This window comes from Planomonospora parontospora (genome assembly GCA_014647935.1).
Taxonomy (GTDB): domain Bacteria; phylum Actinomycetota; class Actinomycetes; order Streptosporangiales; family Streptosporangiaceae; genus Planomonospora; species Planomonospora parontospora.
Genome location: BMQD01000007.1, coordinates 280,043 through 293,482, shown reverse-complemented (window position 1 = coordinate 293,482; position 13,440 = coordinate 280,043). Strand labels below are relative to the sequence as shown.

At 74.6% G+C, this 13,440-nt stretch carries 12 protein-coding genes and 1 riboswitch; of the genes, 4 read left to right on the top strand and 8 right to left on the bottom strand.

Annotation, left to right across the window (positions count from 1 at the left end):
• Positions 1-177 precede the first annotated feature (177 nt).
• Entirely contained in the window at positions 178-3,132 is a 2,955-nt protein-coding gene (locus IEZ07_RS13920; RefSeq protein WP_191895123.1) for a glycoside hydrolase family 38 N-terminal domain-containing protein, read from the top strand.
• Here the strand turns inward: IEZ07_RS13920 and IEZ07_RS13915 are convergent.
• Both IEZ07_RS13915 and IEZ07_RS13910 read right to left on the bottom strand, forming a co-directional pair.
• Entirely contained in the window at positions 3,125-3,772 is a 648-nt protein-coding gene (locus IEZ07_RS13915) for an endonuclease VII domain-containing protein (protein WP_191895122.1), read from the bottom strand. The genes IEZ07_RS13920 and IEZ07_RS13915 overlap by 8 nt on opposite strands.
• A gap of 385 nt (positions 3,773-4,157) precedes the next feature.
• Entirely contained in the window at positions 4,158-4,367 is a 210-nt protein-coding gene (locus IEZ07_RS13910; protein ID WP_191895121.1) for a ubiquitin-like protein Pup, read from the bottom strand.
• 216 nt (positions 4,368-4,583) lie between these two features.
• Between IEZ07_RS13910 and IEZ07_RS13905 the strand changes: the two genes are divergently transcribed.
• The 3 genes from IEZ07_RS13905 to IEZ07_RS13895 all read left to right on the top strand — a co-directional run bounded on the left by IEZ07_RS13905 (position 4,584) and on the right by IEZ07_RS13895 (position 6,956).
• Positions 4,584-4,988 (top strand): hypothetical protein, encoded by a 405-nt coding sequence (locus tag IEZ07_RS13905; RefSeq protein ID WP_191895120.1) that lies wholly within the window; start codon positions 4,584-4,586, stop codon positions 4,986-4,988.
• Between the two features lie 98 nt (positions 4,989-5,086).
• Positions 5,087-5,881, top strand: a complete 795-nt coding sequence (locus tag IEZ07_RS13900) for a serine/threonine-protein kinase (RefSeq protein ID WP_068899398.1) — start codon at positions 5,087-5,089, stop codon at positions 5,879-5,881.
• A gap of 190 nt (positions 5,882-6,071) precedes the next feature.
• Entirely contained in the window at positions 6,072-6,956 is an 885-nt protein-coding gene (locus IEZ07_RS13895; RefSeq protein ID WP_191895119.1) for a serine/threonine-protein kinase, read from the top strand.
• 23 nt (positions 6,957-6,979) lie between these two features.
• Here the strand turns inward: IEZ07_RS13895 and IEZ07_RS13890 are convergent, their stop codons facing one another.
• The 6 genes from IEZ07_RS13890 to IEZ07_RS13865 all read right to left on the bottom strand — a co-directional run bounded on the left by IEZ07_RS13890 (position 6,980) and on the right by IEZ07_RS13865 (position 13,247).
• The gene (locus IEZ07_RS13890) at positions 6,980-8,449 is read right to left on the bottom strand and encodes a cobyrinic acid a,c-diamide synthase CobB (RefSeq protein WP_417629257.1); all 1,470 of its coding nucleotides are present in this window, start codon (positions 8,447-8,449) and stop codon (positions 6,980-6,982) included.
• 112 nt (positions 8,450-8,561) lie between these two features.
• Positions 8,562-9,164 (bottom strand): cob(I)yrinic acid a,c-diamide adenosyltransferase, encoded by a 603-nt coding sequence (cobO, locus tag IEZ07_RS13885; protein ID WP_191895118.1) that lies wholly within the window; start codon positions 9,162-9,164, stop codon positions 8,562-8,564.
• Between the two features lie 112 nt (positions 9,165-9,276).
• Positions 9,277-11,520: a VWA domain-containing protein gene (locus tag IEZ07_RS13880; RefSeq protein WP_191895181.1), complete on the bottom strand. Its 2,244-nt coding sequence runs from the start codon at positions 11,518-11,520 to the stop codon at positions 9,277-9,279.
• Positions 11,521-11,561: 41 nt separating this feature from the next.
• Positions 11,562-12,269, bottom strand: coding sequence for a histidine phosphatase family protein (locus IEZ07_RS35645; RefSeq protein ID WP_239319892.1), 708 nt, complete (start codon positions 12,267-12,269; stop codon positions 11,562-11,564).
• Entirely contained in the window at positions 12,266-13,033 is a 768-nt protein-coding gene (locus tag IEZ07_RS13870; protein WP_191895117.1) for a CbtA family protein, read from the bottom strand. Before IEZ07_RS13870 ends, IEZ07_RS35645 begins: the two co-directional genes overlap by 4 nt.
• 7 nt (positions 13,034-13,040) lie before the next feature.
• Positions 13,041-13,247 carry a CbtB domain-containing protein gene (locus IEZ07_RS13865; RefSeq protein ID WP_204054356.1) on the bottom strand — a complete coding sequence of 69 codons (207 nt, stop codon included), beginning with the start codon at positions 13,245-13,247 and terminating at the stop codon, positions 13,041-13,043.
• A gap of 30 nt (positions 13,248-13,277) precedes the next feature.
• Positions 13,278-13,428, bottom strand: a riboswitch (cobalamin riboswitch).
• Between the last annotated feature and the right edge of the window lie 12 nt (positions 13,429-13,440).

The window sequence follows — 13,440 nt, the reverse complement described above, 5'->3', positions numbered from 1 at the left end:
CTCGCCTAACGCCTGACCCTACTCACCCATCCGTCCCCCATGCACTCCCCTCGATCAGCTCAGCGCGAACCCGGTCCGCCCGGGTTCCCGATTCCCCGCACCCCGCGCCCGCCGCGCGGCCCGCCGCTATCGTGGCCGCGCGGGGAATCATCGGAGCGGACTCACCCGGGGGAGCCCATGGCGCCTGACACCGACGTCACCGGCATCGACGAGATCACCGTCGTCCCGCACACCCACTGGGACCGCGAGTGGTACCTGCCCTTCCAGCGCTTCCGCGCCGGGCTGGTCCGCATGCTCGACCGGGTCCTCGACGCCCTGGCCGCCGACCCCGCCCACCGCTTCACCATGGACGGCCAGCTCGCCGCGCTGGAGGACTACCTGGAGGTGCGGCCCGAGCGCAGGCCGCTGGTCGAGGCCCTCGTCGCCGGGGGCCGCCTCGCCGCCGGCCCGTGGCTCGTCCTCGCCGACGAGTTCCTGTGCGCGGGCGAGACCCTCATCCGCAACCTCGAGTACGGCGTGCGCGGCGCCGAGAAGCTCGGCGGCGCGATGCGCGTCGGCTACCTCCCCGACCAGTTCGGCCACTGCGCCCAGATGCCGCAGATCCTCCGGCTGGCCGGGTTCGAGCACGCCTGCCTCTGGCGCGGCGTGCCCGCCCGCGTCGACCGCGCCGCCTTCGCGTGGACCGGCGCGGACGGCACCGCCGTCCGGACCCAGTACCTCCCCGGCGGGTACGGCAACGCCGCCCATCTGCTCAGCGGCCCCGCCGAGGCGCTGGCCGACCGGCTGGCCGCCCTCACCGAGACCCTGCGCCCCTGGCACCCGGACGGCCCCGTGCTGGCCATGTACGGCAACGACCACACCACCCCCGACCCGGAAGTCACCGCGGCCGGGCTGCGCCTGGCCACCCTCGGCGAGTACCTCGCCGCCCGCGGCCCGTCCGTCGACGGCCTGCCCGTCGTGGAGGGCGAGCTGCGCTCCCACGCCCGCGCCCACCTCCTGCCCGGCGTCGTCTCCGCCCGGGTCCCCGTCAAGCGGGCCATGGCACGCGCCGAACGCGTCCTCATCCGCTACGCCGAACCGCTGGCCGCCCTCTGGCTGCCCGGCGGCGCCGCCGAGGGCGTCCGTGGCCCCCACGGCACCTCCGACGGCGTCCATGGTCCGCAGAGCACCTCCGACGCCGGCCCGGACGACGTCTCCGGTGCCGCCCGGCCGGACGGCGCCGGTTCCGCCGCGCGGCTGCTCCTCGACGCGGCCTGGCGCCGCCTCATCGCCTGCAGCGGGCACGACTCCGTCACCGGCTGCGGATCCGACGAGACCGCCCAGCAGGTCGCCGCCCGCATCGCCGAGGCCGAGCAGACCGCCCAGGCCGTCGTCGACCTGGTCGGCGCCTCCCTCGCCGACCGGGCCGGCCGCGATCGGCTCGTGGCCGTCAACCCCTCCCCCTTCACCCGGACCGCCCTGGTCCTGGCCGACCTCCCCGAGGCCCGCTCCCGGCTGCTCGGCCCCGGCGGGGAGCCGGTGCCGCTGCAGCGGCTCGAGCTCGCCCCCACCCTGCTCGGCGAGACCGTCGTGGACGACCTCACCCGGCTCCTCGGCCGGATCCACGACCGCGAGACGTCCGGTCAGGAGATCGTCTCCTGGAGCGCCGAGGAGGATCTCTTCACCGTCGTCGTCGGCCGCCACGGCTCCTCCGGGTACGACTACGCCGACCTGCGCCGCGCCGTCCTCGACGGCGCGGCGGCCCGCCCCGGCCCCTGGCGCGTGCGCACCCTCGCCGAGCCCGTCGTCACCGTCGCCGCCCTCGTCACCGTCCCGCCCCTCGGCCGCACCGTCCTGACCGCGGCGCCCGTCACCGGACCCGCCACGGAGCCCGGACCCACCACCGCGTCCGCCGCGGAACCCCCCGCTCCGGAGCCCCCGGCCGCGGGCCCCTCCGGCTCGGCACCCGCCGCCGCGGAGACACCGGACCGAGCCGCCGCGTCCCATCCCTCCGCCCCGGACGGCCCCCGCTGGAGCCGCCCCGCCGAGGGCGCCCTCGACAACGGCCTGCTCCGCGTCGCCGTCGCCCCCGACGGCACCCTCTCCCTCGCCTCCCGCGACGCGCAGGCCCACGGCGTCGGCCGCATCGTCGACGGCGGCGACGCCGGGGACACCTACGACCACGCGCCGCCCCGCCACGACCTCCAGGTCGACACCCCCGTCTCCGTCGAGGTCGAGAGCGTCTGCGCCGGACCGCTGGTGTCGGTGCTGGAGATCCGGCGCACCTACCGCTGGCCCGCCGAGTCCTGGGAGCACGGCCGCTCCGAGGACACCGAGCCCGTCACGGTCACCACCCGCGCCGAGCTCCGCGCCGGCGAGCCGTACCTGCGGCTGGAGACCTCCTTCGACAACCGCGCCCGCGACCACCGGGTCCGCTGGCACGCCCCGCTCCCCCGGCCCGCCGCCGAGTCCTTCGCCGAGGGGCAGCTGGCCGTCGTCCGGCGCGGCCTGACCGCCGAGGGCGGCTGCGGCGAGCACCCCCTGCCCACCTTCCCCGCCGAGGGCTTCGTCGCCGCGGGCGGCCTCGCCGTCCTGCTCGACCAGGTCACCGAGTACGAGCTGACCGGCGGAGAGCTCGCCCTGACCCTGCTCCGCTCCGTGGGCCACCTGTCGCGCGACCGCAACGCCCGCCGCGAACGGCCCGCCGGTCCGCAGCTGCCCACCCCCGCCGCCCAGTGCCCCGGCCCCACCGCGATGCGCTTCGCCGTGCTCCCGCACGCGGGCACCTGGGACGAGGCGGGCCTGCCCCGCCTGGCCGAGGAGTATCGCCACGAACTGCTGGCCGTACCGGGCTCGGGAGGCGATGTCCGCGCCTCTCCGGCGGCCGGGCCCACGGCGGGCACCGGCGGGCGGCTCTGCGTCGAGGGCCGGGGCGTGGTGCTGACGGCGCTGCGCGAGCGCGGCGACGCACTGGAGCTCCGCCTGGTCGCCGAGCATCCGGCCGCCACCGGGGCGGTGATCCGCGGCTCCTTCACCGCCGCCCGCCGCGCCGACCTGCTCGGCACGGCGGGCGAGCGGCTGGAGGTCACCGGCGGCGCCGTACGGCTACCGCTGCGCCCCTTCGAGATCGCGACCGTTCACCTGATCAGCTGACGGCCTCGAGCAGTCCGCGCCACGCCTCGTCCTCGGCGGCGGCGAGACGGGCGATCTCCTCCTCGTCGGTGGTCTCTCCCCAGGCCTCCCTGAGATAGTGGATCGCCGCCTCGACCACCCGCGCGCTGTCCCGGAACTGCCCCAGACCACTGTTGCAGGGCAGGCAGAGCGCGTGCCGCACCCCGCCCGTGTCATGGTCGTGGTCGACGTGCTCCGCCGGACGCATCCAGCAGACCACGCACCACCCCTTCTGCCGGTCGAGCATGCGGTCGGCGTCGGCGGCGGTGATCCGATATCGGCCGGTGAGGTGGTAGCTCCGTGTCGGGGCAGGCTCCCTCCGCGGCGCCGAGCACGGTTCGAGATCGCCCTCCGGCCAGGGCACCTGGCCGAGCAGGTAGAGCACGGCCAGATCCATGACCCTCAGGTCGTCCCGGAAGTGCCCCAGCCCGTTGTTGCAGTTGAAGCAGAGCAGCCCCCGCACCCGGCCGGTCTCATGGCAGTGGTCGACGTGCTCGGCCTCGCCCTCCCGGCAGATCGCGCAGAGCCCGCCCTGCTCCGCGTGCATCCGGTCGGCCTCGGCCTCGGTGATGCCGTATCGATGCCTCAGTCGATAGTTGCGCTCGCTGCCGTGGTTTTTCACCTTGATGGCTCGTATGACCAGGGTGTGACATGGCCTGCAGTAGCTTGTCAGGCCATCGTTGGCAGCCCGGTTCCTACCGAACTCGGCGCGCGATTTGACGTCCTGGCATCCGGGACAGAACTTCATCCCCTCCGGTACGTCACTCCATGGACGATAAGGCCTCGGCGTCTTACCTACCTTTTTCTGTTGTCCCCGATAGGAAGCGGCATTGCGCTTGCCGAAACAGGGCTTACAGTACAGCGCCAGCCCGTCGGCCGACTGCTTGCGACGCCAGAACCCACTGACCGGCTTCAGGATGCCGCAGTCTCTGCAGACTTTGGAATCGCCTGCCGCCTCATCTGTCACTTTCGACAACCCACCCCACCCGCACCGCGTCCGTTTTACCCTACTCTCCGCCCTTCTGTACGTAACTGCGCACGAATTCCTCCGCATTCTCTTCGAGGACTTCGTCGATCTCGTCCAGGATCGAGTCGACATCGTCCGAGAGCTTCTCCTGGCGCTCCTGGACGTCGGAGGTCGAGGAGGCCTCGACCTCCTCGAGCTCACGGTCGGTCCGGCCGGTCTGCTTCTGGCCGCCGGTGTCCTTGCTAGCCATCTGTGGCACCTCCGCCTGGGGGACGTCTGTACTCCGTATCTTCCCCGAACCGGCAGACATTTCGCGCGGATCAGCCCGCGATCTTTGCCCGCCACCCGGGTCGCGTCCGCCAGACAACCTCCCCCTCCGCCTCCGAGGCAAATCCACCGCTTGACTAGATAGTCATACTACCCAATAATTAGGCAGCGCTACTATCCAACCGAGGAGACCCTTCGCATGTCGCCGTCGTCCCTGAGCACCGCCGGAGTGCTGCTCATCACCGTTCCCGCCGTGGCCTTCGGCGGACTCTCACTGCTCGCGCACATCATGCGCGACATCCCCGGCTACCTGGACAATCCGGTCCGGCGCGGCCTGTGGCGGGCGGGCCACGCCCACGCGGGCGTCCTGGTGCTCTTCGCCCTGGTCGCCCTGCTCTACATCGACCGGGCCGACCTGTCCGAGGGCGTGAAGAGCCTGACGCGGGCGCTGATCGTGGCCGCGCCGATCCTGATGCCCCTCGGCTTCTTCCTATCGGTCGTGCGGCCCTCGGACACCAGGCCCAACAAGCTCATCTGGCTGGTGGCACTCGGTGGGATCTCCCTGGGAGCCGGGACCCTCAGCCTCGGAATCGGTCTCGTTTGAGGCCCTTTACGGCGTAGATTCACACCTTTTCGGGTGATCGATCACTTCTGGAGCGGTCCAATTAGGTCTTCGCCTCCGATCCCTGGGATCATTGCCCCGTGAGCACCATCGTCGCCGGCCGGTACCAGCTCGTCGCCCCCGTGGGACAGGGGGCGACAGGCGTCGTGTGGCGGGCCTACGACCTGCTGCTGGAGAGGGACGTCGCGCTCAAGGAGATCGCCCTGCCTCCGGGACCCGGCGCGGCCGAACGGCGGCGCCGGGTGGTCAAGGAGGCGCGGATGGCCGCCCGCCTGAGCCACCGGGGCATCGTGACGGTGCACAACCTGGCGGAGGAGGCCGAGCGACTCTGGATCGTCATGGAGTTCCTCGAGGCGCTGACCCTGCACGACACCGTGGTGCAGGCGGGCCCGCTCCCCGCGGAGCTCGTGGCGAAGATGGGGCGGCGGCTGCTGGAGGCGCTGCGGCACGCGCACGACGGCGGGGTGGTCCACCGGGACATCAAGCCCGCCAACATCATGCTGACCGGTGACCGGGTGGTGCTGGCGGACTTCGGCTTCGCGGGGTTCGAGAGCACGGCGACGACCTCGATGCGCGGCACTCCGGCGTTCATCGCGCCGGAGACCCTGCAGGGCAGGGGCGGCACGCGCGAGGCCGACATGTGGTCGTTCGGCGCGACGCTCTACATGGCGGTGGAGGGCAGGACGCCGTTCCGCACCGTGGACTCCATGGCCGCCCTGATGGCGGCCCTGCAGGAGCCGCCGCGCGCGCCGAAGCGGGCGGGGGCTCTGGAGCCGGTGCTGCGGGGCCTGCTCCGCAAGGACCCGGCGGCCCGGCTGACGTCCGAGCAGACGTACGCGATGCTGGTGAACCTGCGCCGCCACAGCGCGGCCTGAGCCGTCCCGGTCATCCCGGAAATACGCTTCCGGTCAGCACCGAAATCGAAAAAAGGCACGAATGGCATTCCATGCCATTCGTGCAACTTAATCGTTATATGCGATACATGTCGTCACCCGGTCATGCACCGTTCCAGATGAAAACATCGATGCACGGAGGGGCCCGGTTTCTACGTGCAGCAGGTGGTCCATGGGAACGGGAAAGCGGCGACCGCTGGGGGATCGCTATCAACTGATCTCGCCGACCGGGCGGGACGGTCCGGGCATCATCTGGCGCGCCCACGACCTGCGGCTCCGCCGCGACGTGGCGATCAAGGAGATTCAGCCGCTGTTCCGCGCGGACGGCGCGGACATGGACGGCGCACGGCGGCGGGCGATGCGCGAGGCCCGCTCGGCCGCGCGGCTGAGTCACCCGGCGGTGGTCGCGGTGCACGACCTGCTGGAGGAGGGCGGGCGGCTCTGGATCGTGATGGAGCTGCTGGAGGCGCTGACCCTCAAGGAGACGGTGGCCCACCTGGGCCACCTGCCCGTGCACTGGACGGCGTGGATCGGTTTCCAGCTGCTGGGAGGGCTGCGGCACGCGCACGGGGCGGGGGTGCTGCACCGGGACATCAACCCCGGGAACATCCTGCTGACGGGTGACCGGGTGGTGCTGGCGGACTTCGGCATCGCGGCGCTGAACGGGGATCCGAGCGCGTCGACCACGGTGCCGCTGCACTGCGCGCCGGCCTACGTCGCGCCCGAGCGGCTCCGCGGCCTCACCGCGAGCCCCGCGGCCGACCTGTGGTCGTTCGGCGCGAGTCTGTACTTCGCGGTGGAGGGCCGCCCGCCGTACCCGGGCTCGGACTCCCTGGCGGTGCTGGGCGAGGCCGTCAACCGCGACCCCGATCCGCCGGTGAAGGCGGGCCCGCTCCGCCGGGTGCTGGAAGGGCTGCTCCGGCGGGACCCCTCGGACCGGATCACCGCCGACCACGCCGCGCGCCTGCTCTCGGCGATCCTCCGGATGGAGGGGGTGGCGGTGGATCCGCCCCGTCTCCCGGCCGCGCGGCTGCCTCCCGACTCGTTCGCGAGGTAGCCCGGACGGGCCCGTCCCGGAGGTCAGCCGGCTCGGGGGGCGGCCGCGCGGTCCTCCGGCCGGGCGCACTCCGCGGCGAACCGTGCGGCCAGATGGGGGTGACCCGCCCAGTGCAGGTGCAGGTAGGAGGCGGTGACCCGGCCGTCGGCGAACCCGTCCGCCCCTCCCCGCCAGCGGAACAACGGACGGTCCGGGGCGGGTTCGACGGCGGTGCGGTGGAACTCGTGCCCCCGGTAGCGCTCGCCCTCCCTGGTCAGCACTGAGTCGCGGACGGCGACCGCGTCACGGTAGCCGAGGGTGAGCCTGCCGGTCATCCCCGCCTCGGCGCCGACGACCCCGCACATGGGCCTGCCGTCCAGCGACCGCGCGAGGTAGAGCAGACCCGCGCACTCGGCGGCGATCGGCCCGCCGAACGCGGCGATCCGCCGGCGGAGCGGCTCGTTGGCGGACAGCTCGTCGGCGTAGACCTCGGGGAAGCCTCCGCCGATGACGACGCCCCGGCTGCCCTCGGGCAGGTCCTCGTCGGTGAGCGGGTCGAACGCGGCGATCTCGGCCCCGGCCGCGGCCAGCAGTTCGGCCTGCTCGGTGTATCCGAAGGTGAAGGCCCTGCCCCCGGCGACGGCGATCCGGATGCCCTCCGGCACCTGCGGCACGCCCCGCGCGGCGGTGGACGCGCCGGAGCGCACGGGGGGCGCGCCGGCCGGTGCGGCGGACGCGCCGGTGACCACGGTGGATGTGCCGGTGAGTGCGGCGGCGCGCACGGCGAGGTCCGGACTCCACGGGCCGCCGGGCAGCGGCGGGGCGGTGCGCGCGAGCCGTACGAGCGCGTCCAGGTCGCAGGAGCCCGAGACGAGCGCCTCGGCGGCGTCCATCGCCCCGGCCGCCCCGGAGCCGTGCTCGGTCGCGGTGACGAGGCCGAGGTGGCGGGAGGGCACGGCGACGGCGTCGCTGCGGCGGATCGCGCCGAGGACCGGGACGCCGCTCTCGGCGAGGGCCTCGCGCAGCAGGCTCTCGTGCCGCTCCGAGCCGACCCGGTTGAGGATCACCCCGCCGAACCTGAGCCGGGTGTCGTAGGAGGCGAAGCCGTGCACCAGCGCGGCCACGGACCTGCTCTGCCGGGCCGCGTCGACGACGAGGACGACCGGGGCGTCCAGCAGGCGCGCGACGTGCGCGGTGGAGGCGAACTCACCGGACCCCGCGCCGTCGTAGAGGCCCATCACCCCCTCGATCACCGCGATGCCGGCCCCCGCGGCGCCGTGCAGGAACAGCGGCACGACGAGCTCCTCCCCGACCAGCCACGGGTCGAGGTTGCGGCCGGGCCGGCCGGTGGCCAGGGCGTGGTAGCCGGGATCGATGTAGTCGGGTCCGACCTTGTGCGGGGAGACCGCCAGGCCGCGGCGGGTCAGCGCGGCCATGAGGCCGGTGGCGACGGTGGTCTTCCCGGCCCCGGAGGCGGGGGCGGCGATCACCAGTCTGGGCGCGGGAACGCTCACTGGTGCACCATCCTGTTGCCGGTAGCCGAAAGACCGCTGATGCACCCGAGGTGCCGCCGGGTCGCCGCCCTGCTCATGCCTGCCCCGGTACGGCCGGCCGTCCGGACCGCGGTCACCATTCGATGCCCTTCTGCCCCTTCTGCCCCGCGTCCATGGGGTGTTTGACCTTGCCCATCTCGGTGACGAGGTCGGCGGCGTCGACCAGGCGCGGGTCGGCGTCGCGGCCGGTGATGACGACGTGCTGGCTGCCGGGGCGGTCCGCCAGGGCGGCCAGCACGTCCTCGACGTCGATCCAGCCCCACTTGATCGGATAGGTGAACTCGTCCAGCACGTAGAGGCGGAAGGTCTCCGCGGCCAGGTCGCGTTTGATCTGCTCCCAGCCCTCGCGGGCGTCGGCGGCGTGGTCGGCCTCGCTGCCGGGACGCTGGATCCAGGACCAGCCCTCCCCCATCTTGTGCCAGGAGACCGGCCCGCCCTCGCCGGAGTCGCCGAGGACCCGCAGCGCCCGCTCCTCGCCGATGCGCCACTTGGCGGACTTGACGAACTGGAACACCCCGATCGGCCAGCCCTGGTTCCAGGCGCGCAGGGCCAGGCCGAAGGCCGCGGTGGACTTGCCCTTGCCGGGTCCGGTGTGCACGATCAGCAGCGGCCGGGTGCGGCGCTGCCGGGTGGTCAGGCCGTCGTCGGGCACGCTGGCAGGTCTGCCCTGTGGCATGTCACGCCTTTCTGCAGGTCGACTTCGATGCGGTCATGTCCGGAGGCCGTATCCGTGAACGCCTGTGGCCGTCCGCGGCCGCCTCTGGCCGTCTGCGGCTCGCGGCCGGGGCTCAGGCGGCGGTCCGCCGCCGGCGGACCAGGTCGGTGAGATCGGCCAGATCGTCCAGGCGCACGGTCTCGGCGCCCATCCTGGCGGCCAGCGACCGGGCCAGACCGAGCCGGACGTACCCGTCCTCGCAGTCCACCACCACCGCGGCCGTCCCCGCCAGCAGCGCCGCCGCGCGGTGGGCCTGCTCCAGGGTGCCGGAGGTGGCCCGGCCGTCGGTCACCAGGATCAGCAGCGGCCGCCTGGCCGGGTCGCGGAGCCGTTCGACGCGGAGCACCTCGGCCGCCCGGACGAGCCCGGCGGCCAGCGGGGTGCGCCCGCCTGTGGGGAGTTCGCGCAGCCGGGCCGCGCCCGCCTCGACGGAGGAGGTGGGCGGCAGGACGAGGTCCGCGCGGGCGCCCCGGAAGGTGATCAGGCCGACCTTGTCGCGGCGCTGGTAGGCGTCGAGCAGCAGGCCGAGCACGACCGCCTTGACCGCCTGCATCCGGCGGCGGGCGGCCATGGAGCCGCTGGCGTCGACGGCGAACAGCACCAGGTTGCCCTCGCGGCCCTCCCGTACGGCCTCGCGCAGGTCGCCCCGGCGCACCAGCAGGCCCGGACCGGTCCTGCCGCGCTCCCGCTGGTACGGCGCGGCGGCCAGGACGGTCGCCGGTAGGTGGAGGGAGGCGGGGCGCCCCTCGGGGGCGCGGGCGCCGATGGTCCGCCCGAGGGGCGTCCTGGCCCGCGACCGCCGTCCCGGTGCTCCGGCTCCGACGCCGGGCACGGTGAACAGCCGGGCCCTGCGGGCCGGGCCGGCCTCGGCCACCTGCTCCGGTGCCGCGTCGCCGCTCCCCGCTCCGGAGGAGGACCCGGCCGCCGGGCCGGGGTCCGCCGTACCGGACCGCGGCGCGCCGGGTCCACCGGGCGGCGGGGTGCCGCAGTCGGGCCCGCCGGGCGGGTCCGCGGACGCGCCGCCGGACGGTGCTCCGTCCGCGCCGGGACCGCAGGCCCGGCTCCCGTCCGGCCCGCCGGAGGGTCCGGAGCCGTCCGGACCGCCGGAGCCCCGGCCGCCCCCTCCTGCGCCGCCGTCCGGTCCGTCGGCAGGTCCATCGCCCGGCCCCCCGCCCGGTCCGCCATCGGGCCCGTCGCCGGGTCCGCCGTCCGGTTCGTCATCGGGGATCGCGTCGAGGAGGTCGTCGAGCCTGGACTCGTCCAGGCCGGGCGCGTCGAAGGGGTCGCGGCGGCGGCGGTGCGGGAGGGCGAGCCGGGCCGCCTCGCGGACGTCGGCCGCGGTGACCTCGGTACGGCCCTGCCAGGCGGCGTGCGCGATGGCGGCGCTCGCCGTGACGAGGTCGGCGCGCAGGCCGTCCACCTCGAAGCCCGCGCAGACCGCGGCGATCCGCCGCAGCGCGGAGTCCGGCAGCGCCACCCGGGCGACCCGGGCCCGCGCCTCGGCGATCCGCGCGGCCAGAGCCGCCTCCTGCCCGGCCCAGGCCGCGGCGAAGGCCTCCGGGTCCGCGTCGTAGGCCAGGCGGCGGCGCACCACCTCGGCCCGCTCGTCCACCTCCCGCGACGCCCTGACCTCGACGGTGAGGCCGAACCGGTCGAGGAGCTGCGGGCGCAGCTCGCCCTCCTCCGGGTTCATGGTCCCCACCAGCAGGAAGCGGGCGGCGTGCCGTACCGACACGCCCTCGCGCTCGACGTAGCAGGTGCCGAGCGCGGCCGCGTCGAGGAGCAGGTCGACCAGGTGGTCGTGGAGCAGGTTGACCTCGTCGACGTAGAGCACGCCGCGGTGGGCGGCGGCCAGCAGGCCGGGCTCGAAGGCCTTCACTCCCTCGGTGAGGGCGCGTTCGAGGTCGAGGGAGCCGGCGAGGCGGTCCTCGGCGGCGCCGACGGGCAGCTCCACCAGCCGGGCGGGGCGGACCGCCGCATCGCCGGGCTCCGGCCCGGACGACCGGTGAGGACCGGGGCGGACGGCCGCCGCATCGGGCTCCGGCCCGGACGGCCCATGGGAATCGTGGGGCCCGTCGGGGCAGCGGGGGTCGGGGGCGGCGGGGTCGCAGGAGAAGCGGCAGCCGCGCACGATCTCGACGGGCGGCAGCAGCGCGGCCAGCGCCCGCACGATCGTGGACTTGGCGGTGCCCTTCTCCCCCCGGACCAGCACGCCGCCGACGCGCGGGGAGACGGCGTTGAGGACCAGGGCGAGTTTGAGGTCCTCCAGGCCCACGATCGCGGTGAAGGGGTAGTGCGAGTCGCGCACCGTCGGCATCTCCTCGGGGTGAGTCACGCGGGTGGGTCGTGCGGGGTGGGTCATGCGGGGTGGACCAGTCGCCAGTGACCGCCGCGCCCGGTGAGAGCGACGCGGGCCAGCGGCGCGGCGTCGACGCGCCAGAACGACCGGGCGGGGGCGTCCAGCACCTGGACGACCGCGGCACGGACAACGGCGGGGTGGGTGACGGCGACGGTTCTGCCCGGTGCCGCCGCGGAGAGCCAGCCCGCCACCCGGCCGAGAAGGTCGAGCACGGATTCGCCCCCGTGGGGCGCGGCCTCAGGGTCGCTGAGCCAGGCGGCCAGCTCCATGGGTTCGGCGGCCTCGACCTCGGCGAGCGTCATGCCCCGCCAGCGGCCGTGGTCCCAGTCGGCGAGGAGCGGGTCGGGTCCGGCCCGCAGGCCGAGTGCCTGGGCCGTCTGCAGGCACCGCCGTTCGGGCGCCCGCAGGACCGCCGGACCCCGGCCACCGGCCGGGCGCCCCGGGCCGCCCAGAGCGCCAGGACCACCAGGACCACCAGGACCACCGCCCGGACCTGCCGCACCGCTCTCCCCGCCGCCCGCACCGTCCGGGGCCTGCGATGCGTCCGGGCCGTTCCAGCCGGGTCCGAGGCGCCCGGCCAGCGCGGTGGCGCGGCGCAGACCCTGCTCGTCGAGCGACTCGTCCCGGGGGAACGCGGCCCGCGCCGTCGCCGGTGTCGAGGCATGGCAGACCAGCAGCAGCCGGGCGGCCTTCGGGTCGCCCGTCACACCGGGGTGCGCGGAGGCACGGCGGCGTCGCCGGTGCGGCTGAAGCTGCAGGCCAGGGCGAACAGGGCGCCCATACCGAGCCAGAAGACCGCCTGGGTGCCGAGGGAGGCGATCCGGAAGTCCCACAGGAGGTCGGCGGGGAACCCTTGAGGCACCTCCTCGATCCCGGGCAGGAGGATCCAGGCGGCGATCACGGGGAGCATCGCCGCCGCACCCGCCGCGAGCCAGCGCCGCCAGGGTTCGCTGCGGGCGGCGTACCGGTGGGTGGCGGCGCCCGCGGCGACGGCGAGGATCCCGATGACCACGGCGACCAGGTAGAGCGTGGTGCGCTGGCCGATCGTCCCGGGATCGCCGACGGCGGGCGGGTTGGCCGGATACTTCAGGAACGGGACGAGGACGACCGCGGCGAACGCCCCGGCCGCCAGCACGACCGCGAGCGCCGGTTCCGAACGGGGTCCCGCCCGGCCGCGCACGGCCGCGTACGCGAGGGCGAACAGGCCGCCGACCGCCAGGCCGTACAGGGCCAGGGCGAGGAACAGCCCGAACCGCTGCCCGCCCCTGCTGACGAGGGCGTCCTCGCCGTGGGAGTGCCCGCCGGAGTCCTCGTGGGAGTGCGCCGCGGGGGAAGCGCTGGAGGCGGCGGCCTCCTCCAGCGCGATGGCCTGTTCGATGCGCGGCTCGCCCACGGTGTAGGCGAAGACGGCCGCGAGCAGTCCGGCGAGCAGCCCCGCGAGCATGCCCCGGACGACGAGTCGGGTGATCACTTCCGGCTCAGTGGCACGGGACGCCGAGCAGGTGGCGCCCGTCGTGCATGAGCTCGTGCAGGTAGTTCCCGGCCTGCGAGATCGCGCCCTGGTCGAAGGCGACCAGGTAGGCCAGGAGCAGCAGCACCGGTACGGCGAGCAGCCAGCGGGTGAGGGAGGCCCAGGAGATGGGCGCGGGGATGGAGCGGGTGTGCGGAGCCGAGATCTGGCTCACGGGCACCTCCTTCAGGGATTGCGCGTCCCTTTTCGTAGGTCGGTGGCGGCCGGGTGACCTGGCTTCCGTCCCCGCAGGGCCGGTTACAGTGGCGCGACCGCACCGGAATCTCACCGGATTTCCCCCGCGCCGCCACAAAACACCCGGAACGTATCCCGGGACCGCCGCTCCCGTCAATCTCGGACGATCACGC

Excerpts from the sequence above, each read along its gene's own strand:
- IEZ07_RS13920 (WP_191895123.1), top strand. The coding sequence starts at position 178 with ATGGCGCCTGACACCGACGTCACCGGCATCGACGAGATCACCGTCGTC.
- IEZ07_RS13910 (WP_191895121.1), bottom strand. The coding sequence starts at position 4,367 with ATGGCTAGCAAGGACACCGGCGGCCAGAAGCAGACCGGCCGGACCGAC.
- IEZ07_RS13905 (WP_191895120.1), top strand. The coding sequence starts at position 4,584 with ATGTCGCCGTCGTCCCTGAGCACCGCCGGAGTGCTGCTCATCACCGTT.
- IEZ07_RS13895 (WP_191895119.1), top strand. The coding sequence starts at position 6,072 with ATGGGAACGGGAAAGCGGCGACCGCTGGGGGATCGCTATCAACTGATC.
- cobO (WP_191895118.1), bottom strand. The coding sequence starts at position 9,164 with ATGCCACAGGGCAGACCTGCCAGCGTGCCCGACGACGGCCTGACCACC.
- IEZ07_RS13880 (WP_191895181.1), bottom strand. The coding sequence starts at position 11,520 with ATGCCGACGGTGCGCGACTCGCACTACCCCTTCACCGCGATCGTGGGC.